Below are 25,784 nucleotides of genomic sequence, written 5' to 3' on the forward strand. Positions count from 1 at the left end.
TGGACCCACCTGACCCCATGCCGAACTCAGTAGTGAAACGAAACAGCGCCGATGATAGTGTAGCATTTGCTATGTGAAAGTAGGACATTACCAGGCTCCAAATACAAGAAAGCCCGACTCGAAAGAGCCGGGCTTTTTTACGTCTGGAATAAAGTAAAAAGAAGTTCGAGGTGAAAGGTATTAGGTTAAAGGAAGAAAATTGACCAGAACCGAGCCTACGACATTCTACTGCGCTGTCGCTACGAAGTAGCGCACCCACTCCAAATACAAGTCAGTGTTTAAGCCATGCACTATAAGTTTTGAAGTATCATTATCAGCCCTGCTACTCTTTACTGATCTCAGTTATTCACCTTGTACTTTAAACTAGTCCCTAAATTATCATCTCCATGCTTTCATAATGACTCTCCCCGCTGTTTTGCAACGATATTCTGCTATGCTGTCGCAAGAAATAGCCTATTCACTCCAAAAGCAAGCACGACTCGAATGACCTGAGCCTTTTTGTGTTCATAGGAGTGTAGTAATAGCTAGTGTTGTTTGATGTGCTCTATCAGGGTAAAGAGTGAAGTATTGGATAGGTTTACCCTACAGCATTGTTCCATTACTGATGACAACGCACAGTTGTACTACGTTAACATAGTTATATGGCGTTTAATTTTAGGTATAAAAAATATAATATGATGTCTATACAAACCAGTAACTGCTATCTTAAAGTTTAATAGGCTCTCGGTTTGTTTTTATCAAGAAATACAGAGAGGCACAAGAGATAACGTCTTTAGCTAAGAGGTGACTTATCAGCAATTATTAAAGTAACTACGTTGCTGAAGTAAAATAGGTAGGATCAAAAACGCCAACTCAAAGTTGGCGTTTTAAATATGAGACTAAAGGTGATTACTAAACTTTAGGGCCTGCATTTTTAATTTCGTCAGATACGTCGTATTTAGCAAAATTTTCTGTGAAATCAGCAGCTAGTTTAGACGCATATTCTGCATATTTAGCTTTGTCTTCCCATGTATTGATTGGGTTAAGAAGCTTGCTGTCTACGCCTGGTACTGCAACTGGTACGTCTAGATTTAGCACGTCAATGTGTTGAGTTTCAACACCGGCTAATTTTCCAGATACGATTGCATCAACAACAGCACGTGTTGTTGGAATATCAAAGCGCTTACCAATACCGTAAGGACCACCTGTCCACCCAGTATTAACTAGGTAAACTTTAGCGCCGAATTCACGTACACGCTTCATTAGAAGCTCTGCGTACACACCTGCAGGACGTGGGAAGAAAGGAGCGCCAAAACACGTTGAGAATGTTGATTCAATATCACTAGTAGAGCCAATTTCTGTAGAGCCAACTTTTGCTGTGTAGCCACTTAGGAAGTGAAACGCTGCAGCTTCTTCGGTTAGTACAGACACTGGTGGAAGTACACCACTTACATCACATGTTAAAAATACAACTGCCTTTGGCTCGCCTGCACGGTTTTCGACTTTACGTTTTTCAACGTGCTCTAGTGGGTAAGCTGCACGGCTATTTTGAGTTAGGCTGGTATCGTTGAAATCAGGAACACGGTTTTCATCAAGTACCACGTTCTCTAAAATAGTGCCGAATCGAATAGCGTCCCAGATAACAGGCTCGTTTTTCTGAGAAAGGTCGATACATTTAGCGTAACAACCACCTTCGATATTAAATACACTACCTGGTGCCCAGCCGTGCTCATCATCACCGATTAAGAAGCGAGTTGGATCTGCTGATAAGGTTGTTTTACCTGTACCAGATAGACCAAAGAATAATGCGGTGTCACCTGCTTCACCTACGTTAGCAGAACAGTGCATTGGTAATACACCTTTTGCTGGTAGTAGGAAGTTTTGCACAGAGAACATCGATTTTTTCATTTCACCCGCGTAGCGCATACCAGCAAGTAACACTTTACGTTGTGCAAAGTTAATAATAACTGTGCCATCGCTATTAGTGCCATCGCGTTCAGGATCACATACAAACGAAGGTACATTCATTACTTGCCACTGAGGGAAGTCTGCTTTGTTGTATGACTGTGGCTCGATGAACATGTTTTTAGCGAAGATATGGTGCCAAGCAGTTTCTGTTGTTACAACCACAGGAAGGTAGTGCTCTGGATCAGCGCCTACTTCAAGGTGAGAGATAAAGTGGTCGTTGCTTTGCACATGTGCTTCTACACGTGCCCATAAGGCGTCAAACTTATCTGCATCGAATGGGCGATTTACGTTACCCCATTGGATTTCATTTTCAGTACTTGATTCTTGAACAATAAAACGATCTTTTGGAGAACGACCGGTACGACGACCAGTGTTAGCTACAAAAGCACCATTGGCGGCTAAAGTCCCTTCGCCACGGCTGATAGCGTGTTCGACAAGTTCAGCTGCAGTTAGATCGACAAAACGGGTAGCGCTTGAAGTCATGTTTATACCTAAATTGTGTGAGATTGAACGGGATAGCTCTGGGTCTTAGTAACCTTAAGCTGCAAATATAGTAACAGATGGATTAAGGATATTCGAGCTTATAAACGCAGTAAAAACATATAAATTAAGGAAAAAACATGAATAATTTCAATGATACCGGTGTCATGAAAAATGCTCAGCTTGTGATACCGGTGTCATTTTTTGGGCACAAAAAAGCCATAAAAATTTATGGCTATTTTATGGTGTGTTAAAAAGCTAGATTAGTTAAATATACTTTTTATGTCTTGCTCGTTGAACACATAATCTTTTAAACAGTAATGACAGCTAATTTTAATCTCACCATTTTTTTGGACATCATCCAAAAGAGCTTGTTGACCAACATTAACTAGAGCTGTCATCGTTTTTTCGCGGTTACAGCCACATTTAAATTGAATTGGCTGAGGGTCAAATACGCGTGGGTTATCTTCGTGATAAAGACGCGTTAAAATGGTATTGGCATCAAGCTCTAGTAGCTCTTCATCTTTAATTGTATTACTGAGTGCTTCTAGGTGAGCAAAATCTTCAATCGATTTTTGTTTATCTACAGGTAGCACTTGTAAAAATAGCCCACATGCTTTGGCACTGCCTTCTTTGGTGTCGGTTGCAAACCAAAGGCGCGTTTTTAATTGCTCAGATTGCTCAAAGTAACTTTCTATACACTCACTTAATGTATCATGCTCTAAAGGTACTATCCCTTGGTAACGCTCACCTTGAGTGGGAGTAATAGTGATAACCATGTAGCCTTGGCCAATAAGCTCTTTAACTGTTGAGCCCGTCACTTCATGCTGTAATCGCGCTATACCACGCATATTTTGTTGATCGTCACCATTGATCACTGCATATTTTACGGGACCATCACCCTGTAGTTGAACCGCAATCTCGCCTTCAAACTTTAACGTTGCTGTTAATAAACAGGTTGCAACAAGCAGCTCACCTAATAATGCTTTAACGGGCTCTGGATAATTGTGTTTCGCAATCATTTCATTGTAAGCGTTGTCTATTTGTACGAGTTCGCCACGAACATCGAGGTTGTCAAATAAATAGCGGTGAAGTAAATCTTGTTGCATGAGCGGCTATACCTAACTTGATTTCATTTTTAAAAGTTCGCGTCTTTGCTTTTTATCTGGTTTTTTATCCGGATGCGGGGCAAAGAAACTGTTATTTTTGCGTGCGATACTATTTTCTTCACGCTTAGCAATACTAGCATCAGATTCTTGATACATGGTCTGTGCAATGGGGGCGCTTTGGCGCTTTTCAAGTATATTTAATACTGTGATGGTTTTTTCATCAACGCCTTGGGCTAGCTTTATAACTGCGCCAATTTCTACTATTTTGCTGGCCTTACTACGTTGGCCATTATAATGCACTTTGCCGCCTTGTACCATTTCACGTGCAATTGCGCGCGTTTTATAAAATCGAGCTGCCCATAACCACTTGTCTAACCTCACTTTAAGTGTGTCCGCGTTTTCTGAGCTGTCATTGAGTTTAGTTTTCTTTGTCATAAAACATCCTAGTAAATTTACTACTTAGGTAAATTATCACGAAACTGTTACCGCATGTAGCTATTGCTTGATTTCACAGCTAATACAATAAATAAATCAATCTGTTTACAAAGTTTAATATTAGCGTGCTTGTTGAATGAAAAATGAAAAGGTACTATGGCTGAGTGATTTCGTTATAAATTAAAATAAGAACACTACCTATGGAACAGCACGTTCAACAATTTAAGCAGTTATTAAACCGTTTACCGCATGCGAAATTAAGCGCAATGGTTATGGTTTTAGTTGTTGTTTATATTGCATTTTTATTATCAAAACTGATGTGGCTATTATGGCCGCACCCAGTAACATCTCCTCTTGCCCCTATTAGCTATTCTAACCAAGCTGTGGGTGGCAATAACCAGTCTGTAGATTCGATTATTGAGCAATTTTTATTTGGTAAAGTAAATGTAACAAAAAACACCAATACTGCTCCGCAAACTAAAGTCATTAATAATGCCCCTGAAACGCGTCTTAGTATTAATTTAACCGGTATTGTTGCTGTGAGTAATGATGATAAGGCGGGAATGGCTATTATTGAATCACAAGGTCGCCAAGCGAGTTATTTAGTTGAGGATGTGGTGCAAGGCACGCGTGCAAAAGTATCGCAAATACTCCCAGACCGTGTAATTTTAGATGTAAGCGGTCGCTTTGAAACCTTAATGCTAGATGGACTCGACTTTACCAAAACAGTGTCTATGCCTGTACTGGCTGCGCGAGATGAGCCTGAAATGGGTCCTTTAGCACCTTCAGCACAAAGCGAGGAGCAAATCGATGCCACTGCCAACCTTGAGGTGAAAGAAGCATTAATAGAAACTCGCGAGGAGCTTTTAGAAGAGCCTGGCAAACTATTTGATTATATACGCGTTTCTCAAGCGATGAATGATGGGGAACTTATAGGTTACCGTTTGAGTCCAGGTAAAGAGCCTGAATTATTTAAACAAATGGGATTACAAAATAATGATTTGGCCGTGGCAATTAACGGTTATCAATTAACAGATTTAAAACAGGCAATGGCAGCAATGAATGAGCTGCGAAACAGTACAGATGCAACAATCACAATAGAGCGTGATGGTGAGCAAATAGATGTACTATTTAGTCTGCAATAACTTAGCTTTGGAGTTTTAACATAATGGTTCAGGTGCTACACCTCAAAAAAATTAAAAAAGGGTTAGCTAAGTATGCGGCACTTTTTTTAGCGGCAAGTCTTTCTTTATCGGTTGCTGCTGTTGAATACGCTGCTAACTTTAAGGGCACAGATATTAATGAGTTTATTAATATTGTTGGCAAAAACCTTAATAAAACCATCATTATTGATCCTAACGTGCGTGGCAAAGTAAATGTACGCAGTTATGAATTAATGGATGAGGCGCTTTACTATCAGTTCTTTTTAAATGTTTTAGAAGTTTACGGTTATTCAGCCGTTGAAATGGATAACAACATAATAAAAATAGAAAAAAGCTCAGATGCTAAAAAATCAAACGTGCCATTAATTACTGCTGATAGCCAAGCGCTTGGCGATATGATGATTACACGGGTTGTGCGAGTTAAAAATGTAAGCGTACAAGAGTTAGGCCCTTTAGTTCGCCAATTTAGCGACCAGAAAGATGGCGGTCACGTTGCTAACTTTAATGCGGCCAACGTTATGATGCTAACTGGTCATGCAGCATCTGTTAATCGCTTAGTCGAAATTATTCGCTCTGTTGACCAAGCGGGTGATAAGCGTGTTGATATCGTTAAGCTTAAGTACGCAACAGCTGATGATGTTGTCTCAGTGGTTGAAAATATCTATAAAGACAGTGGTAAGGGCAGTGTTCCTGAGTTTTTAATTCCTAAAGTGGTAGCTGATGGTCGTACTAATAGTGTGATTGTTAGTGGTGAAGGCCAAGCACGTACACGCGCCATTGAGCTTATTAAGCGTTTAGATGGCGAACTGGAAAGCCAAGGTAACACTAAAGTATTTTACCTAAACTACGCAAAAGCAGAAGATTTAGTCAAAGTACTTCAAGGTGTGAGTAAATCGCTGGCAGAGGATTCAAAAGGCGGAGCAACCAATAATGCGCGTAGCAGTAATAGAAACGACACTAGCATTGAAGCTCATCCAGATTCTAACTCACTCGTGATCACCGCTCAGCCAGATACGATGCGTTCACTAGAGTCAGTAATTGAGCGTTTGGATATTCGCCGCGCACAAGTATTAGTGGAAGCCATTATTATTGAAGTGATGGAAGGTGATGGCGTTAACTTTGGCCTGCAATGGATTTCAGAGCAAGGTGGGATGCTACAATTTAACAATGGTACAACAGTACCTGTAGGTGCGTTAGCTGTCGCTGCGGAGCAGGCTCGTGACACTACCGTATCCAAAAATATAATAGGTACTGAAAGCGGTACGGTAACCAAGGTTGATGAAACTACTAAAGGCGACTACGGCCCGCTTGCATCATTACTTGGTGGCATTAATGGTTTGGCCATGGGGGTAATTAAAAATGACTGGGGCGCAATCGTACAAGCAGTATCTACCGATACTAATTCTAATATCCTAGCGACTCCGTCTATTACCACTATGGACAACGAAGAGGCGTCTATTTTAGTTGGTCAAGAAGTGCCAATTATTACTGGTTCGCAAACAGGTAGTAACAACGAAAATCCATTTCAAACGGTTGAGCGTCAAGAAGTGGGTATAAAACTTAAAGTGACACCACAAATTAATGATGGTTCTGCGGTGCAATTAACCATAGAGCAAGAAGTTTCTAGTGTTAGTGGTGCAACGGCAGTTGATATTTCAGTGAATAAGCGCGCAATTAAAACAACCGTAATGGCCGATGATGGCGGTATGGTGGTATTAGGCGGCTTGATTGATGAAGATGTGCAAGAAAGCGTGTCAAAAGTGCCATTACTAGGCGATATTCCTATTTTAGGGCACTTATTTAAGTCGACTAACACAACAAAGCGTAAGCGTAATCTTATCGTATTTATTCGACCAACTATTATTCGCGATGGCGTTAGTATGAATAAACTCAGCTTTAGTAAATATAACTTTATTCGTGGTGAGCAATTTAAAAAACGTGAAGATGGTATTAATTTAATGCCAATGTCAGACACGCCTATTTTACCCGAGTGGAATGACGAACTAGTGCTACCACCTACGTACGAAGAGCATTTACGCAAACAAAATGCACAAGAGCGTAACGATGACTAATGCGATAGAAGATATTAATCAAGATGTTGTTCATCCAATTACTCACAGTGATGATCAGCTTGCTCAAGAGGACTTAGTCGAGCTGCCTGCAAAGCGTTTGCCGTTTTCATATGCCAGACGAGTGGGTGCGTTACTCAGTAAGCATAAAGATAACCAAATTGTGTATTACCGTGGTGAGCTTGATGTTGATGTATTACTAGAAGTACGCCGTATTGCAGGACATGGCTTTACGCTTGAGCAACTAGAAGATGATAAGTTTGAGCTATTACTAGAAGCATCGTATCAACGTGATAGTTCAGAAACTCAGCAAATGATGGAAGATATTGGTAATGAGGTTGATTTATTCTCACTAGCTGATGAGCTTCCTCAAACTGAAGACTTGCTAGCCGGTGACGACGATGCACCTATTATAAAACTAATTAATGCCATGCTCAGTGAGGCAATTAAAGAAGGCGCCTCTGATATCCACATTGAAACATTTGAGCAAGAGCTGGTTATTCGTTTTCGGGTGGATGGCGTACTCAAAGAAGTTTTAAAACCTAATCGGAAACTAGCCTCTTTACTGGTATCGCGTATTAAAGTAATGGCCAAACTCGATATTGCAGAAAAACGTATACCGCAAGATGGCCGTATTAGTTTGCGTATTGCAGGACGCGCAGTGGATGTGCGTGTGTCGACTATGCCATCGAGCTTTGGTGAGCGCGTGGTACTGCGTTTACTTGATAAAAACAATGCACGTTTAAATCTTGAAGACTTAGGTATGACAGCTCGAAACCGAGAGCTGTTTGCCGACTTAATTAGCAAGCCTCACGGTATAATCTTAGTTACAGGCCCTACAGGCTCTGGTAAAAGTACCACGCTTTATGCAGGTATGAGCCAAATTAACTCACGGGATCGCAATATTTTAACGGTTGAAGATCCAATTGAGTACGAAATTCCTGGCATTGGCCAAACACAGGTTAATACCAAAGTTGATATGACTTTTGCCCGTGGTCTGCGCGCTATTTTACGTCAAGATCCTGATGTAGTTATGGTCGGTGAAATACGAGATTTAGAAACAGCCCAAATTGGTGTGCAAGCATCACTCACTGGCCACTTAGTTATGTCTACGTTACATACCAATACAGCCTCAGGTGCAATCACCCGTATGGAAGATATGGGCGTTGAGCCATTTTTATTATCGTCTTCATTACTGGGGGTATTATCCCAGCGCTTAGTACGTACCTTATGTAATAGCTGTAAAGAAGGTCACGTTGCAGATGAGCGTGAATGTGAATTACTCGGCGTATCGTTTGACAATGCACCGACGATTTATCGCGCAGTAGGGTGTGAAGAGTGTAACTTTAATGGCTACCGAGGTCGTACTGGTATTCACGAGTTATTAGTTGTCGACGAAACCATTCGTGAAATGATCCACAGCGGTAAAGGTGAGCAAAGCGTAGAGAAATACATTCGTAAGCACAGCCCAAGCATTCGTCAAGATGGTTGCAGCCGTGTGCTTGCAGGTAAAACAACGCTTGAAGAAGTGCTGCGCGTAACGCGTGAGGAAGGTTAGCTATGGCGGCGTTTGAATACCGCGCATTAGATGGTCGGGGAAAAGAAAAAAAAGGTATTTTAGAAGCCGATACAGCTAAGCAAGTTCGTCAGCTTCTGCGCGATCAAAAGCTCACGCCGCTTGAGGTTGTGCCTGCTGCGCAAGATGACAAACAAGTTAAAGGTCAAAAAGCTCCCTTACTCGGTTCTTTATTTAAACCAACCATATCAACAGCCGATCTCGCTTTGATCACTCGTCAGCTTGCAACCCTAATTCAGTCTGCCCTACCTGTAGAGGGGGCGGTAATGGCAGTTGCTGAGCAGTGTGAAAAGCCACGGCTAAAACGTATGTTGATGTCGGTGCGATCGAAAGTAGTGGAAGGTTATACCCTTGCTGATGGTATGAGTGAATTTCCGCATGTTTTTGACGATTTGTACCGCGCTATGGTGGCGGCAGGTGAAAAGTCAGGTCACTTAGATCAAGTGCTCAACAGACTAGCTGATTACACTGAGCAGCGCCAACATATGCGCAGTCAAATTACGCAGGCTATGGTGTATCCAATTATTTTGGTGGTGTTTGCCATTGGTATTGTTTCGGTATTATTGGGTACTGTGGTACCTAAAATATTAAAAACGTTCGAAAAAACTAAACAAGTTTTACCCTGGACCACCGAGTGGGTTATGGCGGGTAGTCATTTTGTGCAAAATTACTGGTTTATAAGTTTATTGGTGATCACCGCTACCGCGGTTGGAATCAAGTATGCGCTTAAAAAACCTAAGGTACGGTTTTGGTGGGATGCAAAAGTATTACATATGCCAGGCATAGGTAAAGTTGCTAGAGGGATTAACACAGCGCGCTTTGCTCGTACTTTAAGTATTTTATCGTCAAGTTCAGTACCGCTACTAGAAGGAATGCGTATTTCTGGTGGGGTATTAGTTAACGAAAAAATCAAACAAGCTGTGGCTGATGCCGCAGAAAGAGTAAGTGAAGGAGCAAGTCTACGTGCTTCACTGCAGCAAACTAAGTTGTTTCCACCAATGATGCTGCATATGATAGCCAGTGGTGAAAAGTCCGGTGAACTTGAGCAAATGTTAGAGCGAGCTGCTAACAATCAAGATCGCGAGTTTGAAAGTATGGTCAATGTGTCATTAAAATTATTAGAACCTGCAATGATTGCCTCCATGGCAGTCATTGTATTGTTTATAGTAATGGCAATTTTGCAGCCAATTATGGCAATGAATAAGGCTGTTGGCCTTTAATTATTTTTTATATTAATGATTTACTTAAATCATTTTTGCTTAGTGTTTTTAGAATAACGAGGTAATAACGTGAATAAACAATCAGGTTTTTCTTTATTAGAAGTGATGGTGGTACTAGTTATCATCGGGATGATCATGTCGATTGTGGCACCTAATATTATGGGTCAGCAAGAAGAAGCGGCTATTGATAAAGCGCATTTAGATATTCAGCAGTTAGAAGATGCTATGAGTTTGTACAAGCTTAAAAATAAAAGCTACCCAAGTACAGAGCAAGGTTTAGAGGCATTAGTCACAAAAACCAGTATTGAGCCTATTCCAAAGCGCTTCCCTGATGGTGGCTTTATTAGCAAATTACCAGAAGATCCGTGGGGGAATAATTACCAATTAATTAGTCCTGGAGAGATTGGTAAGTTTGATATTTTTTCTATGGGACCCGATGGCGAACCAGCTACCGATGATGATATTGGCAACTGGGATGAAGACAAGCAGTAATGGGTATTAACTTTATCATACGTTTAAACTTAGTTGATTGGGGTTTACCATGCAGGTAAACCTTAAGCACCTAGGTGCGAAGCAATATGGTTTTAGTTTAATAGAAATTTTAGTGGTATTGGTGATCATCGCCTTTGCCACCAAAATGGTGGTATACAGCTTAGATGGCGGCGCTGAGGAAGAGCTAGATAAGCAAGCAGGTAGGCTGCATACCACCATTAATGCCGCATCGGAATTTGCCGTACTTAACCAAGTAGAGTTAGGTTTGTTAGTTGATCAAAATACGCTTGAATTTTTAGTGTTTGATGGTGAAAAGTGGATCAGCTTTGAACGGGAAGAGTTATTTAAACCAATTGAGTTTGACCAGCAATTCAAAGTAACACTTAACTTAGAAGACCTACCTTGGGCGCAAGATAATTTATTAGAGCAGTCTAACTGGCGTGAGTTAATGAGTGGCGATAATGAAGACAGTTTATTAGAACTTAAAAAATTAAAAGTTCCCCAAGTACTTATTTTATCCTCTGCTGATGTAAGTGCATTTCAGCTCATGCTTGAGTTAAAAGATCAGGCGGAGCCGGTATATTTTATTGAAGGTAAATTTGCAGCGCCAGTAGATTTTCGTCGAGAGCCCCAATAATGAAAAGATACCAAGGCTTTACCTTATTAGAAGTCTTAGTTGCGCTAAGTATTTGTGCCATGGCAGGTATTGCTGCAATGCAAGCAACCGGTGAACATATTCATCACTTATCCAGCATTGAAGAACAAACGTATGGCTCATGGGTAGCCGAAAATGTATTAGTAGAGCAGCGAACGCAAGGCGAAAAATGGCAAGGTAAAAATGGTGCCCGCGGCAGCGAGATGATGGCGGGGATTGAATGGTTTTGGCGCCAAGATGTTGTGCCCACTGCTGATAAGAGCTTTGTAAAGGTCACCATTAATGTGTTTGCAGATGATAAGTATGAAAATTCAATTTATGAGTTAAGTACTTACTTAAATAAAGGTAAGCCATAAGTGAAGCAGCGCGGTTTTACATTATTAGAAGTGATGGTGGCACTGGGGGTGTTGGCGTTTGTTATTATGGCCACCCACCAAATACTTGATACCACCACGCGTGCCAAAGAAGCATCAGATGAAAAAATCGCCGAGCTGAATGGGTTACAAACAGCCTTTAGGTTAATGGATCAAGACTTTAGCCAAATGACTAAACGCCAAGTGCGTAATGAAGCTGGGGATTTTCAAGAGGGTTACTTACTTACAGGGCGCTACATTTTAGAAAGTCAGCTTGATGGCATTGCCTTTGTGCGTGATGGTTGGATGAATCCCATTAATTTGCTTCCTCGCTCAGAGTTACAAGCTGTTGGTTATCGAGTAATTGATGACAACTTAGAACGAGTGTATCGCATTTATGTTGATCAACTCGATAATATGGAGCCTCTTAGCCAAGTTGTTTTAGCTGATGTAGAAGAGCTTAAATTCGAGTTTTTAGATGGTAACGGTGAGTGGCAAGAAAACTGGCAAATTAAGGCGTTACCTAAAGCGGTAGCTGTAACGTTAAAGCAAATGGACGCAGAACCAATTAGGCGCGTTTTTTTAGTGCCAGGACTCGGTAAAGAGCTACCAAAACCGGTTAATGATGGTACTAACCAGTCGCAACCAAATGGCCGAGGAACGCCTTGATGAATCAACAAACATCACGCGGCGCGGCGTTAGTTATTGTGTTATTTATTGTCGCGCTGGCTGCTATTTTAGCCGTAGAAATGAGTGCGAACTTAATGGTACAGGTACAAAGAAGTACTAACTTGCAGAGTCAGCAACAGGCTAAATGGTATGCTTATGGTGCTGAAGAATTAGCTATTAAAGGCTTAATCCAAAGTAAAAAAGACGATCCAGAAAAAACCACCTTAGCGCAGCCGTGGGCAAAGCAAGGTGATGTTAAGTATCCTGTTGATAACGGCACGTTAAGCGGTCAGTTAACTGATTTACAAGCCTGTTTAAACTTAAATGCGCTTGGCGTTGAGCCCGACCCAAACAGTACTAATAAAACCAACCCTGCGCATAAAGCGTTGTTTGCCATATTAGAAAATATAGAAGACTTACCCAGTGATGAATCTGAAGAAGGCATGGCTGATAGTGTTTTTGACTGGTTAGATAAAAATAGTATTACGTATCGCTCTGGGGCCGAAGAAGGCGAGTATTTATCGCGTCAGTTTCCGTACATGACAGCAAATAGCCTATTTGCTTCGGTATCTGAACTGCGTTTAATTAAAGGGTTTAACCCTTTGGTAATGGAAAAGGTGTTGCCTTTTGTCTGTGTGATCCCAGGTAGTACGTTACTTTCAATTAATGTGAATACAGTTACTGCCGAGCAAGCGTTATTGCTCAGTGGTTTAATAGATGAACTGAGTGTATCTGGTGCCGAGGCGGTAATCGCAGCGCGCCCTGAAAATGGCTTTGATAATATTGAAGGGTTTTTTGATTCTGTTCAACAACAAGGCGGCAAAAATATCAAAGCGGTAGAAAAGCTTTTTAGTGTAAAAAGTGAATATTTTAAATTACAAACGCAGGCAAAATTTGTTGATTTGCGTTTTTCGATGACCACATTACTGTATGCCAGCAATGGCGAGGTAACGATACTGGCGCGAAAATTTGGAGGCGTACAGTGACAGAGATACTGTTGATCCGCACGGGTCAAACCGAGCAAAATTTACTTAATTGGCTAATATACTCACCACAAGAACAAGAAATAATAGCCAGTGGCGAGTTACAAAATGCCAGTCAGTTAAATGAACTAACTGAAAAAGCATCAACCCGAGAGCTTGTGGTACTGTTGCCATGCGACCAAGTGCAATTAAAAACCGTGGCACTGCCAACAAAGTGGAGCCGTAAGTTAGAGCAAGCACTGCCCTATATGCTCGAAGAAGATATTGCCTGCGATATAGACGATATTTATATCGCGCTTGGGGAGCCAACCATGCTTGCAGAGCAACATGCAATTAGGGTTGCACTGATGAATCGACGTTGGTTTGAACACTGGTTAGAAGTATTTGAACAGCATCAACTCACCCCGTATCAAATAGTACCAGATGCATTGTTATTGCCCAGCGCTGAACAATCATGTGTTACTGCCATCGAACTTAATAAACAGTGGCTTTTTAAGCAAGGTGATTGGCATATCAGCGCGGTGGAAAGCAGTTGGCTAAAAGAGTATTTAACAGCGTTAGGCAACCCAGATATCAAGCATTACAGCCCAGCTGATCAGTTCCCTGAAGCACTTAACCTACATCCGCAAACAGGTGACTATGAGTTACCGTTGGCATTATTTGCTAAGCAGCTTGATAAACTTAAGTTTAATTTGCGTCAAGGACCTTACACCCTTAAAAAGAAAACAGCGTTATGGTGGGGTTACTGGAAAAGTGCCGCCATTATCAGTGTGATTGCCTTGGTATCGAGTGTGACAATTAAAGCGGTTGAATTGCATCAGCTTAATTCGCAGCTTGAGGTAGCTAAATCACAAGTAGTAGAGCGATATCAAAAAGCCTTTCCTGGCACGCGAGTGCGTCCTCATTTAATTAAAAATCAAATACAGGGTGCATTGGATAAAGTGCAAGGTGTTAGCGATGCAGGCTTTTTAGATTTAACCAGTAAATTGGTTAGCGTGTTTTCGCAAGTGAATGAGTTTACGCCACAAACATTACGCTTTGACAAACGCCGTAATGAATTGCGCATTCGAGCGCGTGGTAAAGACTTTCAAACTTTTGGTAAGGTTAAAGCCATTCTGGAGCAGCAAGGGGTTACGGTTGAGCAGGGCTCGTTAAATAATGATGGCGATTTTATCGTCGGCGAAATCAGACTGCGAGGTGCACAATGAAACAGCAGTTCATGCAATATTGGCGTTCATTAAAAGAGCAAGAGCAACAACTAATTATGGTTGCAGGCGGTGTATTTATCATTTTTGTTTTGGTGATGGGGGTTTTTAGGCCTTTAAATACTGCGATAGAGCGGGCAGAACAATCACAAATAAAACAGCAAGAGTTATTAGCATGGGTAGATGAGAGTATTGTTAAGCTCAAAGCTGCAGGTAAAACGCAAGCCGTGAGTAATCAAAATCTCAGCCAAATAGTTAATAATACGCGCGGCCGTTACAGCATTAATATTAGTAAAATGCAGCCTAATGATAATTCACTTCGTTTAACGCTCGACTCAGTAGAGTTTAATCTATTAATCCAATGGATTGACGAGCTCGTTAATCAGCATGGCTTAAGTGTAGAAAATCTAGATTTAAGCCAAGATGATAAGTCCGGTTATGTACGCGTAAGCCGTTTAGTATTAGAGAAGTAGTTAATGAAAAAAATAATAATTTTATCCATCGTTTTTTTAATGAGCTTTATTGTTTTTAGCGTTATTAAATTACCGGCTGCGGTTGCTGTAAATTTAGCTAAACCGTATTTACCACCGCAGTTAGAAATAGGGCAAACAGTTGGCACACTATGGCAGGGGCAAGTGATGCAGCTGCGCTTTGATGGCGAGCAATTAAATAATGTGCGCTGGGATATATCTGGCTGGTCGTTATTTAAAGCTCAAGTGAATACTAACTTACGCTTTGGTAACCCTCGTGAACGCAGTGACATATCCGGTTATGCAGATATTAGTTATTCACTAGCAAATGATGAACTTAAAATAACTGATACCGTAGTGCGTTCAACCGTTGAGCGAGCAATGCAGCGAATTGATTTACCGTTACCAGTTACTGCTAAAGGACGTGTAATCTTAGAGCTTGATGAATACGTTTCGGGTGCGCCATATTGCCAATCACTACAAGGTGAAATAGCCAGCCCTGATATTGACGTACAAGGTTTAACTGGTTGGTTCAATATTGGTGATCTCAGTGGCAAATTAAGTTGTAAGTCGGGCGATGTTGCTATACTCATCGAGCCAGACAATAGATTAGGGCTTGAGGCAGATGCTACACTAAAGGCTAATTTTGACTTTAAAGTTGCGGGATATGTTAAACCCGATCTAACTTTACCCAAAGAAGTTCATGACGCGGTGAAGTTTTTAGGCAGACCAGATAACCAGGGTCGTTACCCACTTAAATTTTAATATTTTATATAAAGAGTTTTAATGCAAATACCTCAGTTTACTGAGCAGCATGCCAAGCTGCTCAGCGAGTTTTTAAATACCCAATCAGGCGCAATGAGCCTTACCCAAAGCCAAGGTTATTTATTTGGCGTTATATGTTCACCTGAGCCGCTAGAAGTTCACCAATGGTTAGAAAATATTCTCCCTGATACAGCAAACGACCTTGATGAAGACATGTTATTTTTGTTTATGGCATTACACCATCAGGTGAGTGAGCAAGTATTTGAGTTGGGTTATAAGTTACCCGCTGAGTTTGAATATGACTTTTGCCAGCAGTGGTCAGCGGGTTTTTTAACCGCAAGCCAAGCGTATACCCATAAGTTACTTGCAAGTAAACAACTAGATATTCAATACAAGCAAGCGCTTGAAAGCGCACAGGCGACGCTCAGCTTTTTTGCACTCGATAAACCAATCATTGCGCAAATTGCACAACAAAATAATATTGATGAATTACACTTATGTGAGCAGCAGTACGAGTTAATGGGCGACTTTGCATTAGGTTTTGCTGAACTTATCGAAATTGTAGCGCTTAACAGTGGCTTGTATACTGATGAAGGGTGGGAAGAGTAAGTTTTCTAGCACTTAAAGTTTGTTCTTAAAACCTAACCGCCAATTTCTAATTCAATATCAGTGCAACCTTGTTTGCACTGTATTACTCCTTTACCAGGCTCGCTGGTGGCTAAATTAAGGGTTAACACGCCATTACAATGTTCACATTTTAACGTTTTACCCTGTGCCAATTGCTTAAGCATAGTGCGGTGTTGATGAAATGAGTTACTTGCTTTTTTATTTAATCCAGAAAAATCCATTATTTTATTCTCGCCTGCGCTAATGATTCCTTGATAATTCGACATACAGTAAGTAATCGTTCTTCGTAAAAGTAAAGGTTTAGATCACCTTGACGACAATAGCGTAGTTCAAATAACTTGACTGATTCATCCGTAGTAAATGTTTTAGCAACATAGTCTTGTTCAGAACGAGAAAGTGCTAGTTGCTGATTCACTTTGTTTCTCGTCATAGTTGCTACAGGAAAGCGGTCTAGTTTAGTTGTGCTGCTTAACAAGCCTATACCATCACCGAGCAAGCGTTCGCGCGGCTCTTTTACTAAGGGGTGATCAACGGTAAAAAATGCTAGGATCACGACCACTAGTATAAAAAATTTCTTCATAAATATACAAACCTTGATCCAAACAACACTTTAGTAGCCGGCAAGTGTAATAAAATACACCTTAAAAGCAAGTCACAAGTTGAATAAATTATTAGCAATCTAGTCAGTAATTTTAGCTAATATGCGTATAATAAGGGACAGTAGTTAGATATTTCTGAAATATCTGAAAGTACACAAGTACTACTTAAAGCGAATTATGTTTAGCATGTAAGTTGCTACACTTAGGCGAAAAGTACTAAAAGATTGCTGAATTTTTATTTCCTAGCGGCGTTGAGGAACTTCAATGGATAAGCAAATTAAAGTAAAAAACATACCAACAGAGGTTAAGATCCAAAAACCTGATCTGAGCCGTCAAGAAGATAGATTTAACCCCCGCAATCGCATTTATGTACGTGCGGTTACAGGGCTTCATCAATTACTAAGACAACGTATCGGCTTTTTAGGCATGTTAGCGTTTATGTTATTGCCTTGGATCAACTTTAATGGCCAGCAAGCTGTTTTGTTTGAGCTAATGGAGCAAAAGTTTAATATTTTTGGTTTAACCCTATGGCCACAAGACTTCACTATTCTTGCATTTATTTTTATGCTTGCGGCATTTGCTCTATTTTTAGTGACTACTTTTTATGGCCGTGTATGGTGTGGCTATACCTGCCCGCAAACAGTATGGACCTTCATTTTTATTTGGTTTGAAGAAAAATTTGAGGGCAGTGCTAACCAACGTAAAAAGTTAGATCAACGGCCAATGGATTTTGATAAATTCTGGCGAAAAACCGCAAAGCACACCAGTTGGGTACTATTTTCTTTATATACCGCGTTAACTTTTGTTGGTTACTTTACGCCTATTCGCGAGCTACTCCCTGAATTTGTCACATTTAATGTGGGCGGTTATGCCTTAGTTAGTATCATTGTATTTACGATATGTACTTATGGTAATGCGGGCTGGATGCGCGAAATAATGTGTTTGCATATATGTCCCTATTCACGCTTTCAGTCAGCGATGTTTGATAAAGACACCTTTACTGTCAGCTATGATGAAGCGCGTGGTGAAAACCGCGGGCCACGCTCGCGTAAACAAGACCCTAAAGAGTTGGATTTAGGTGACTGTATTGACTGTAACTTGTGTGTGCAGGTTTGCCCAACCGGAATTGATATTCGTAATGGTCTGCAATACGAGTGTATAAACTGTGGCGCGTGTATTGACGCCTGTGACGGCGTAATGGATAAAATGAATTACCCTCGAGGACTTATCTCTTATACCACTGAGCGCAACTTAGAAACCCCAGAGCATAAAACCCATCCGCTGCGTCCTAAGCTGATTGGTTACAGTATTATTTTACTCTTACTTACTGGTGCACTGGTTGCTAATATAGCGATGCGTAAAACCATGGACTTTGATATTATCCGTGATCGTAATCAGTTGTATCGTGTCGATTTTAATGGCTTAGTTGAAAATACCTACACCTTAAAAGTGATTAATAAAGCACAATATGAGCAAACATTCTCTATTGATGTTAAAGGATTAGATAACTATAAATACATAGGCGATACCACCTTTACAGTAAATGCCGGTGAATCGCATAATGTACCGCTATCATTAGTCATGGACCCTTATGATTTAAAAGCGCCAATGACCGAGTTTAACTTTGTACTGTCGCCAATAAACGAGCCTGATAACCAAATATCGCAGCCAAGCAACTTTTTTAAAGCGCGATAAAGGGTCTGTATTAAAAAACGAACACTGTTATTAACAAAAAGCGGGATATTCCCGCTTTTCTTTTATATAAGAAGTATATGAGTAAATTTAGCTTTATTGACTTAACCCCAGATCTTATTTTGGATGCTATAGAAAGCGTTGATATTTACGCTGAGTCAGGGTTGTTAGCGCTAAATAGCTACGAAAATCGAGTATATCAATTTGTAGCTGAGGGTGGAAAACGTTACGTTGTTAAGTTTTATCGCCCTGAACGCTGGAGCAAAGCGCAAATTCAAGAAGAGCATGATTTTGCCTTTGAACTGGCAGCCGCAGAAGTACCAGTGGTTGCACCTATAAAGCATAATGGGCAAAGCTTATTTGAACACCAAGGGTATTTATTTACTTTATTCCCAAGTGTAGGCGGGCGTTTATTTGAAGTCGATAATTTAGATCAGCTTGACGTACTAGGGCGTTTAATTGGTCGCATGCACCAAGTAGCGAAAACGCAGCCCTTTACCCAAAGACCAACTGTTAGCTGTGATGAATACCTGCATACAGCTAAAGTTCACTTACAAAAAAGTAATTTAGTTCCTATGGGACTAGAAACTTCCTTTTACACTATTTTAGATTTAGTTATTGCCCAAGCGCAGCTGCAATATAAAAATGTAGACAGTATTCGCTTACACGGAGACTGCCATGCTGGTAATATTTTATGGGCTGGGGATGCGCTGATGTTTGTTGATTTAGACGATAGCCGCCAAGGACCTGCAATTCAAGATTTATGGATGATGCTCAGTGGCGATCGACAAACACAGCTGTTACAGTTAGACACTTTAGTGAATGCGTATGAAGAGTTTTGTGATTTTGATCACTCACAACTGAAGCTGATCGAACCGCTTCGCGCCATGCGTATGATTCATTACATGGGTTGGGTTGCAAAACGTTGGAGCGATCCAGCTTTTGTACGGAACTTTTCATGGTTTGCAGATGACAAATACTGGGAGCAACAAATTTTAGCGCTTAAAGAACAGCTTGCAGCTTTGCAAGAAGCCCCGTTAAAATTATTGCCATAATATTTTTATTTAAAAAAGAAGTATAACGAGATATTCATGCTTAAAAAATTAAAACTAAGTTTACTGATCCTATGTTTACCTTTCGCAGCACTAGCTGCCAACTTTGAAGCAGGTAATCAATATACTGTGATTGACGTTGAAAAGAGTAAAACGCCAAACGTAACCGAATTCTTCTCTTTCTATTGCCCGCACTGTTTTAAGTTTGAGCCGGTAGCAAAAGGGATTGCAGAAAACTTACCTGAAGGGGCTGAGTTTGTAAAAAATCATGTTAACTTTTTAGGGGGCGTTTCACCACAAGCACAAAGTAACCTGAGCTTTGCTTACTTAATTGCAAAAAAATATGGTCAAGCAGAAGCAGTAACAGCGCAAATTTTTAAAAGCATCCATATTCAGCGTGCACCATTAACAGAAATTAAAGACGTTAAGAAGTTATTAGAGCTTAACGCAATTGATAACAGCACATTTGATAATGATATTGCTAGTTTGCCTATCATAGCAGCTGAACGTGCCATGCAAGATAAGCAGAATAAATATTCTGAACTTGGCGCATTAACTGGCGTGCCTACATTTATCGTAAATGACAAATATAAAATCAATATTAATACAATCAAGAGTCAACAAGAGCTTGATGAGTTAATTAGCTTTTTACTAAAACTATAATTTTTGGAGCACCATAATAATGATCAAATTAGTTAAAGCAGGGTTACTTGCTGTATTACTCCCTTTAGCTGCAACCAGTTTTGCTGCCACTTACGAAGAGGGCGTGCATTATGATGTCGTCTCTGATCGTGCAACCAGAAAGCCAGAAGTAAAAGAGTTTTTCTCTTTTTACTGTCCTGCATGTAATAACATGGAGCCACTGCTTGCTGAGATAAAACCTAAGCTAGACAAAAACGTAAAGTTCAAGAAAAGCCATGTAGATTTCGTGGGTGTACGTGACCCAGAACATCAAACCATGATCAGCCAAGCACTAGCTACTGCTGAAGTACTACCGCAAAAAGATAAAATTATTTCAGCGATGTTTGACCACATTCACGCAAAGCGTGCTCGTTTTAATGAGCTTGCAGATGTAAAAGATGTATTTTTAGCGCAAGGTGTAGATGGCGACAAATTTGATAAACTATTTGAAAGCTTCTCGGTACGCACACTGAGCTCTAAAATGAAGCGCGACCAAGATTACTTTAAAGGAAAAGGGGCACTGCGTGGCGTTCCAACATTTATTGTTAATGGTAAATATAAGCTTAACTTAGGTGGCGAGTCAGGTATTTCATCGCCAGAAGATGTAAGCGCACTTATTAACTACTTAGCAAATAAATAAGTAGTTTAGTGAAATAAAAAAGCTCCGAAAGGAGCTTTTTTATTTGTAGAAGAAAATTCATTATGAAAAAAATTTTAATCTCAAGTTGTTTGTTAGGTTTGCCAGTTCGTTATGATGGTAAAGGCCAAACAATATTGCACCCTCAACTTAATTTGTGGCAAAAGCAAAATAGATTAATCGTATTTTGTCCTGAGATTGCTGGTGGTTTACTCGTGCCTAGAGCGCCCGCTGAGATAAAGCAAAATCGAGTTATTACAAATACTGCTGAGGATGTAACAAGTGCATTTGAAGCTGGCGCTAATAAAGCATTAGCCCTTTGTAATAAGCATAATATCCGCTTTGCTTTACTAAAAGAGTCTAGCCCTTCGTGTGGCCGTAATACAATTTATGATGGAAGCCATAGTGGGGTGAAAGTAAAAGGCATGGGGCTGACCGCTAAGCTATTGGTAAAGAATCAAGTTAAAGTATTTAGTGAAGAGCAAATACCAGCACTTATCAAGGCGCTGGCATTATAGTATTAGATTTTATTTTCTCTGTAAAAATACACCAGATTCAATATGGTGTGTGTAAGGGAATTGATCAAATATTGCAAAGCGCTTAACTTCATGGGTTTGTGTTAAGTGATCAAGATCACGCTCTAACGTATCTGGGTTACATGATATATAAATAATATTCTCATAGTTAGCCACTAAATCACACGTTAGGGTATCCATGCCAGCACGAGGTGGGTCGACTAGAATGGTTTGGCAGTTGTAACTACTAAGGTCAATACCATCTAAGCGAGAGAAAGTACGCTCGCCTTTCATTGCCTGAGTAAACTCTTCGCTCGACATGCGAATAATATCTAAGTTAGTTACTTTGTTTTGAGCAATATTATATTGCGCTGAATGTACAGACGATTTTGATATTTCTGTTGCCAGCACTTTATTAAATGAGCCCGCAAGTGCAATTGAAAAGTTTCCGTTACCACAATACAGCTCTAGTAAATCATTGTTTAGTGGTTTACATAGCTCTTGTGCCCACTCTAACATTTTAATATTCACCTTCGCATTAGGCTGAGTAAAGCTATTTTCTACCTGTTGATAGATTAGCTCTTGGCCATTTACCATTAAACGCTCAGTAACAAAGTCATCGCCTAATTTTTCTTTTTGCTTACGTGCACGGCCAATAAAGTCAATTTTGTACTGGCTACTTAGCTTTTCCTTTAAGGCATTAATCTCAGTTAACCAGTGTTCATCAAGTGGCTTGTGATAAAGCAAGCTCACTAAAATTTCACCGCTGAGGGTCGATAAATAATCTATTTGGAATAATTTACGACGCAGTACTTCGCAGCCTTTTAAGTTATCAATCATTACCTGCATAACTTCACCTATTAAAGGAGCTGCAGGATCAAAGGTATCGACACGTATTTTATCTTTCGTTTGTTGATCAAACATAATATGAAACAGATCGTCGCCATCGTGCCATACTCTAAATTCTGCACGTTGACGGTAGTTAATAGGCTCAGAGCTAAATACTTCTAACTGTTTTACACCGAAACGTTGAAACTGCTCTGTAATACGCTGCTCTTTTTCATTTAATTGTGCATCGTACTGCGTGGTATCTATATTTATAACTGCCATTAACGGTATAACCTTATCGTTGAGATCTGTTTATCGGCGCTATTGTAGGGAGCGAAGCGTATTTGTCTAGTTTTGATCAAATATAGTGAGCTTTTTTTAAGCATTTTACTACAGTATAGGCTTACTTGGCCGATATAAGAGTATGTCTAAATAGGAGTCTTCTCATGAAAATAGGTAACTTTAGTTTTGTTCCAAACAGCAATGCCAATAAATACAATACTAAACAAGCAATGCCACAGCCTAAAATAGACTCTCCACCAACGAGCTATCAGCAACGCGGAAAAGAATTGGCTGCTGTCGTATTGGGTGACAAAATGGCAAAAGAATTAGGCTTGCCGGTTGCTGAGGCGAAAAAAGACAAACCATTGTTTGATTTTAATGAAGTAGTCAAAAATGTTTTAGACTTTGTGACCAGCTCAGTAAAAAAAGCCAAAGCCAATGGTGCCGATGATGACAAGCTACAAGATATACTTAACCAGGCACGTAAAGGCGTGCAAACAGGTGTTGATGAAGCTGTAGATGAATTAAAAGGTATGGGCGTATTTAATCAAGAGCTTGAAGAGGGTATTGATAAATCAAAAGAGGGCATCTTTAATGGCCTTGATAAATTTGAGCAGAACTTATTTAATCCTCAGCCAGCAAGCGTAACGGTTAGTCAATCGCAATATGTGAACCTTAGTAACAGCGCTGATTATACTTTTACCACCGCAGAAGGTGATGAGGTGAGTATTAGTTTTGCAGACGCTTACCAATCCCAGTCATCTAGTCGCTATCAGCAAACTGAAAGCTCACAAGCATTTAGTACGCAATTTTCTGAGTCTCGTGAGTTGTCATTTTCTATGTCAGTAAATGGAGAGCTTAATGAAGACGAACAGCAAGCTATAAATGATTTAATGGCAGAGTTACAAGATGTAAGTAAAACCTTTTTCAGTGGTGACTTAGATAAAGCATTTGAACAAGCCCAAGAACTCAGTTTAGGTAATGAACAGCTGGTGGCATTTTCAATGGACTTACGTCAAAGCAAAACTGTGGCAGCTATTAAAGAGTATGAACAAATTAAGCCAACATCAGAAAAGGCCATTGCCGAAACCGTCGCGCCTTTTAATGATGATCTAAAATCGGCTTACTCTAAAGCGCAAGCACTAGGATTAGAAAGCCAGCTATCAGGTATCATTCAATGGCTAAATCAAGATCAACAAGAAATAGATAAACTGGTTGATTACACTAACACCATGTTTGAAAACTTAGATAAATTAAACACAGCTACTGCAAAACTAGACGCTGAGTAAAACTACTTTCTTTTATAAAAGCCTCATGGCAAACTGCCGTTCTAAGTAAAGAGTAGGAATGGTAGTTTGTCAGCGCACATCATGGTATTTGATTCAGGTATAGGTGGAACCACAGTACTTGAGCATATTCAGCAAAGCATTCCTCACGCTCAATATAGTTACTTCATGGATAATGCATTATTGCCTTATGGTGCACAGTCGCAGCAGACTATAATTAGTCGCTTATGTGGACTAATCCAATTTATCAAAAATGAGTCGCTCAATGTCGACTTAATTGTTATAGCCTGCAATACCGCCTCAACATCTGCATTAAGTGCGGTACGTCAAATAACAGATATTCCAATTGTAGGGGTTGTACCTGCGATTAAGCCCGCAGCACAAATAACACAATCAAAGCATATTGGATTATTGGCAACCCCTGCTACAGTAGCAAGTTCATATACGGATACACTGATTAAAGAGCATGCCTCACTTATAACTACAAGCTTATATAGTAGTGTTGAATTGGTCACCCTGGCAGAAACATTCTTTTTTACCCAATACTTAGATATAGAAAAGCTGCACGCTGAGTTAAACCGATTAAATATTAATAAAGATATCGATGTGCTGGTATTAGGATGTACTCACTTTCCTATTCTTGCTAAACCAATTAGTGATTACTTTAAAGCAGATATAGAGTTGTTAGATTCTGGTGCGGCTATTGCTAAGCGAGTTAGATCTTTACTGAATTTAAGCGATGATCAAGCAGGCATAAAAAAGCCGCTGCGGTATTATGCAACGGCTGATATATGTAGTGATAAACTAGCCGTTAAGCAAGTTACACTGTTTGATCCGACTCTGAACGGTAAGAGTTAGAATCATCTTCTTGTTTTTGTTTTGCTTCACGTACTTTTAAAGTACGTTGTTGGAACTCACTATCATTTAACTTAGCAATTGCGTTATCCGCATCAGCTTGAGCCATTTCAACAAAACCAAAGCCGCGACGTTTGCCAGTATTCTTATCTTTCAATAAACGAACATTAAATACCTTGCCTTGCTCTTCGAACAAAGCACGTACAACGCCTTCATTTGCGCGATAAGGAAGATTGCCAACATAAAGTGTTTTTGTTTTTACTTCGGCTTCTTCTGCACTTACTGATGACATTGCAGCAATGACAAGTCCACCAATTAATAAACCAGCACCAAATAGTAGTGCAGGGTCTAATGCTAGGCTTGCAAGTGCAAACTTAACGATAACAAAACCAACAACAGCAAGAATAACTGCAAAGATAAAAGATTTTTGATCGGGTAATTTCATTTTGATCTACCAATAAACAGGAAATAAACATTAATTTAACATTGTGAACTTGCTATCTTAACGTCTTAATTGAACATAGCAATGAAATTTATAGCAAATAGTTAATGAGAGTGTAAAAAATAACCGATAGTAAGGCATTTCTTTACTATTTCACCCTCATTTGTTTGAAACTTGAGCAAACGGTAAAAAGATCTAAAAAAAAGGTTGATCTGTTTTCGGATCTCCCTATAATGCGACCCCACTGAGACGGCAGAGCGCAACGCATAGCGGGGCACGAACTACTCACAGAGTTAAGTAAAACTTAAGTTTAAATCATCGCAAGAAAGTTTAAAATTAAGTGTTGACTCGAAAAATAAAGGATGTATTATACGCATCCCTAGCGACAACGTCGCAACGTTCTTTAACAATATAAAGCAATCATCTGTGTGGGCACTCGTACAGATTGAGTTCTAACAGCCAAGCTACTTAGGTAGTGAGGCAAACAAATTTAGAGTCTCAATTTAAACTGAGTGACCAACAGAATAGTTACTTCGGTAATTATTCAGCACAGTCAATTCAATATCGAAAGATATTAAATAAATTCAGAATTCATTGAGCTGTCGAAAGACATAAAACTTTTTAATTGAAGAGTTTGATCATGGCTCAGATTGAACGCTGGCGGCAGGCCTAACACATGCAAGTCGAGCGGTAACAG

General features: G+C 40.0%; 27 protein-coding genes and 1 rRNA gene. 21 read left to right on the top strand and 7 right to left on the bottom strand.

Annotation, left to right across the window (positions count from 1 at the left end):
- Window positions 1-891: 891 nt before the first annotated feature.
- From BW139_RS16970 to hslR, 3 genes are all read right to left on the bottom strand, one after another.
- Complete coding sequence (locus tag BW139_RS16970) at window positions 892-2,430, bottom strand: phosphoenolpyruvate carboxykinase (protein WP_008113429.1); 1,539 nt, start codon at window positions 2,428-2,430, stop codon at window positions 892-894.
- A gap of 260 nt (window positions 2,431-2,690) precedes the next feature.
- Entirely contained in the window at window positions 2,691-3,536 is an 846-nt protein-coding gene (gene hslO / locus BW139_RS16975; protein ID WP_076920449.1) for an Hsp33 family molecular chaperone HslO, read from the bottom strand.
- Between the two features lie 12 nt (window positions 3,537-3,548).
- Window positions 3,549-3,971 (bottom strand): ribosome-associated heat shock protein Hsp15, encoded by a 423-nt coding sequence (hslR, locus tag BW139_RS16980; protein WP_008113426.1) that lies wholly within the window; start codon window positions 3,969-3,971, stop codon window positions 3,549-3,551.
- A 200-nt stretch (window positions 3,972-4,171) separates the two neighbouring features.
- Between hslR and gspC the strand changes: the two genes are divergently transcribed.
- From gspC to BW139_RS17045, 13 genes are all read left to right on the top strand, one after another.
- The gene (gspC, locus tag BW139_RS16985; protein ID WP_076920450.1) at window positions 4,172-5,116 is read left to right on the top strand and encodes a type II secretion system protein GspC; all 945 of its coding nucleotides are present in this window, start codon (window positions 4,172-4,174) and stop codon (window positions 5,114-5,116) included.
- Window positions 5,117-5,139: 23 nt separating this feature from the next.
- Window positions 5,140-7,206, top strand: coding sequence for a type II secretion system secretin GspD (gspD, locus tag BW139_RS16990; protein WP_076920451.1), 2,067 nt, complete (start codon window positions 5,140-5,142; stop codon window positions 7,204-7,206).
- Entirely contained in the window at window positions 7,199-8,761 is a 1,563-nt protein-coding gene (gene gspE, locus BW139_RS16995) for a type II secretion system ATPase GspE (protein ID WP_076920452.1), read from the top strand. The genes gspD and gspE overlap by 8 nt, the downstream gene beginning before the upstream one ends.
- Before the next feature lie 2 nt (window positions 8,762-8,763).
- Window positions 8,764-9,999, top strand: coding sequence for a type II secretion system inner membrane protein GspF (gene gspF / locus BW139_RS17000; RefSeq protein ID WP_010393005.1), 1,236 nt, complete (start codon window positions 8,764-8,766; stop codon window positions 9,997-9,999).
- 69 nt (window positions 10,000-10,068) lie between these two features.
- Window positions 10,069-10,491, top strand: a complete 423-nt coding sequence (gspG, locus tag BW139_RS17005) for a type II secretion system major pseudopilin GspG (RefSeq protein ID WP_008113417.1) — start codon at window positions 10,069-10,071, stop codon at window positions 10,489-10,491.
- A gap of 49 nt (window positions 10,492-10,540) precedes the next feature.
- Complete coding sequence (locus tag BW139_RS17010) at window positions 10,541-11,128, top strand: prepilin-type N-terminal cleavage/methylation domain-containing protein (protein WP_076920453.1); 588 nt, start codon at window positions 10,541-10,543, stop codon at window positions 11,126-11,128.
- Window positions 11,128-11,502 (top strand): type II secretion system minor pseudopilin GspI, encoded by a 375-nt coding sequence (gene gspI, locus BW139_RS17015; RefSeq protein WP_076920454.1) that lies wholly within the window; start codon window positions 11,128-11,130, stop codon window positions 11,500-11,502. Before BW139_RS17010 ends, gspI begins: the two co-directional genes overlap by 1 nt.
- Window positions 11,503-12,168, top strand: a complete 666-nt coding sequence (gspJ, locus tag BW139_RS17020; protein WP_076920455.1) for a type II secretion system minor pseudopilin GspJ — start codon at window positions 11,503-11,505, stop codon at window positions 12,166-12,168.
- On the top strand, window positions 12,168-13,154 hold the full coding sequence (gene gspK / locus BW139_RS17025; RefSeq protein WP_076920456.1) for a type II secretion system minor pseudopilin GspK: 987 nt from the start codon (window positions 12,168-12,170) through the stop codon (window positions 13,152-13,154). Before gspJ ends, gspK begins: the two co-directional genes overlap by 1 nt.
- Entirely contained in the window at window positions 13,151-14,359 is a 1,209-nt protein-coding gene (gene gspL / locus BW139_RS17030) for a type II secretion system protein GspL (RefSeq protein ID WP_076920457.1), read from the top strand. The genes gspK and gspL overlap by 4 nt, the downstream gene beginning before the upstream one ends.
- Window positions 14,356-14,829, top strand: a complete 474-nt coding sequence (gene gspM, locus BW139_RS17035; RefSeq protein WP_008113410.1) for a type II secretion system protein GspM — start codon at window positions 14,356-14,358, stop codon at window positions 14,827-14,829. Before gspL ends, gspM begins: the two co-directional genes overlap by 4 nt.
- A 3-nt stretch (window positions 14,830-14,832) precedes the next feature.
- Window positions 14,833-15,591: a type II secretion system protein N gene (locus BW139_RS17040; RefSeq protein ID WP_008113409.1), complete on the top strand. Its 759-nt coding sequence runs from the start codon at window positions 14,833-14,835 to the stop codon at window positions 15,589-15,591.
- Between the two features lie 21 nt (window positions 15,592-15,612).
- Window positions 15,613-16,200, top strand: coding sequence for a UPF0149 family protein (locus BW139_RS17045; protein ID WP_076920458.1), 588 nt, complete (start codon window positions 15,613-15,615; stop codon window positions 16,198-16,200).
- Between the two features lie 32 nt (window positions 16,201-16,232).
- On the opposite strand, the gene BW139_RS17050 is transcribed toward BW139_RS17045, so the two are convergent.
- Window positions 16,233-16,439, bottom strand: a complete 207-nt coding sequence (locus BW139_RS17050; protein WP_076920459.1) for a hypothetical protein — start codon at window positions 16,437-16,439, stop codon at window positions 16,233-16,235.
- Window positions 16,439-16,798, bottom strand: a complete 360-nt coding sequence (locus tag BW139_RS17055; protein ID WP_076920460.1) for a hypothetical protein — start codon at window positions 16,796-16,798, stop codon at window positions 16,439-16,441. The genes BW139_RS17050 and BW139_RS17055 overlap by 1 nt, the downstream gene beginning before the upstream one ends.
- 283 nt (window positions 16,799-17,081) lie before the next feature.
- On the opposite strand from BW139_RS17055, the gene ccoG reads away from it, so the two are divergent.
- From ccoG to BW139_RS17080, 5 genes are all read left to right on the top strand, one after another.
- On the top strand, window positions 17,082-18,512 hold the full coding sequence (gene ccoG, locus BW139_RS17060; RefSeq protein ID WP_076920461.1) for a cytochrome c oxidase accessory protein CcoG: 1,431 nt from the start codon (window positions 17,082-17,084) through the stop codon (window positions 18,510-18,512).
- Window positions 18,513-18,589: 77 nt separating this feature from the next.
- Complete coding sequence (locus BW139_RS17065) at window positions 18,590-19,564, top strand: serine/threonine protein kinase (RefSeq protein WP_075169546.1); 975 nt, start codon at window positions 18,590-18,592, stop codon at window positions 19,562-19,564.
- A gap of 36 nt (window positions 19,565-19,600) precedes the next feature.
- Window positions 19,601-20,224 (top strand): thiol:disulfide interchange protein DsbA/DsbL, encoded by a 624-nt coding sequence (locus tag BW139_RS17070; protein WP_076920462.1) that lies wholly within the window; start codon window positions 19,601-19,603, stop codon window positions 20,222-20,224.
- Between the two features lie 19 nt (window positions 20,225-20,243).
- Complete coding sequence (locus BW139_RS17075; RefSeq protein WP_008113400.1) at window positions 20,244-20,882, top strand: thiol:disulfide interchange protein DsbA/DsbL; 639 nt, start codon at window positions 20,244-20,246, stop codon at window positions 20,880-20,882.
- A gap of 62 nt (window positions 20,883-20,944) precedes the next feature.
- Window positions 20,945-21,397, top strand: coding sequence for a DUF523 domain-containing protein (locus BW139_RS17080; protein WP_076920463.1), 453 nt, complete (start codon window positions 20,945-20,947; stop codon window positions 21,395-21,397).
- Between the two features lie 9 nt (window positions 21,398-21,406).
- Here BW139_RS17080 and trmA read toward each other — a convergent pair whose 3' ends face one another.
- Window positions 21,407-22,504, bottom strand: a complete 1,098-nt coding sequence (gene trmA, locus BW139_RS17085) for a tRNA (uridine(54)-C5)-methyltransferase TrmA (protein WP_076920464.1) — start codon at window positions 22,502-22,504, stop codon at window positions 21,407-21,409.
- Window positions 22,505-22,668: 164 nt separating this feature from the next.
- Between trmA and BW139_RS17090 the strand changes: the two genes are divergently transcribed.
- Together BW139_RS17090 and murI are read left to right on the top strand one after the other, a co-directional pair.
- The gene (locus tag BW139_RS17090; RefSeq protein WP_076920465.1) at window positions 22,669-23,793 is read left to right on the top strand and encodes a DUF5610 domain-containing protein; all 1,125 of its coding nucleotides are present in this window, start codon (window positions 22,669-22,671) and stop codon (window positions 23,791-23,793) included.
- A gap of 66 nt (window positions 23,794-23,859) precedes the next feature.
- Complete coding sequence (gene murI, locus BW139_RS17095) at window positions 23,860-24,648, top strand: glutamate racemase (RefSeq protein ID WP_076920466.1); 789 nt, start codon at window positions 23,860-23,862, stop codon at window positions 24,646-24,648.
- Here murI and BW139_RS17100 read toward each other — a convergent pair.
- Window positions 24,611-25,090 carry an RNA-binding protein gene (locus BW139_RS17100; RefSeq protein ID WP_055013410.1) on the bottom strand — a complete coding sequence of 160 codons (480 nt, stop codon included), beginning with the start codon at window positions 25,088-25,090 and terminating at the stop codon, window positions 24,611-24,613. The two genes, murI and BW139_RS17100, sit on opposite strands and share 38 nt — an antisense overlap.
- A 619-nt stretch (window positions 25,091-25,709) precedes the next feature.
- Between BW139_RS17100 and BW139_RS17105 the strand changes: the two genes are divergently transcribed.
- A 16S ribosomal RNA gene (locus BW139_RS17105) occupies window positions 25,710-25,784 on the top strand; the annotation flags it as partial.

It is taken from the genome of Pseudoalteromonas sp. SK18, from assembly GCF_001974855.1.
In the GTDB taxonomy this organism is placed as follows: Bacteria; Pseudomonadota; Gammaproteobacteria; order Enterobacterales; family Alteromonadaceae; genus Pseudoalteromonas.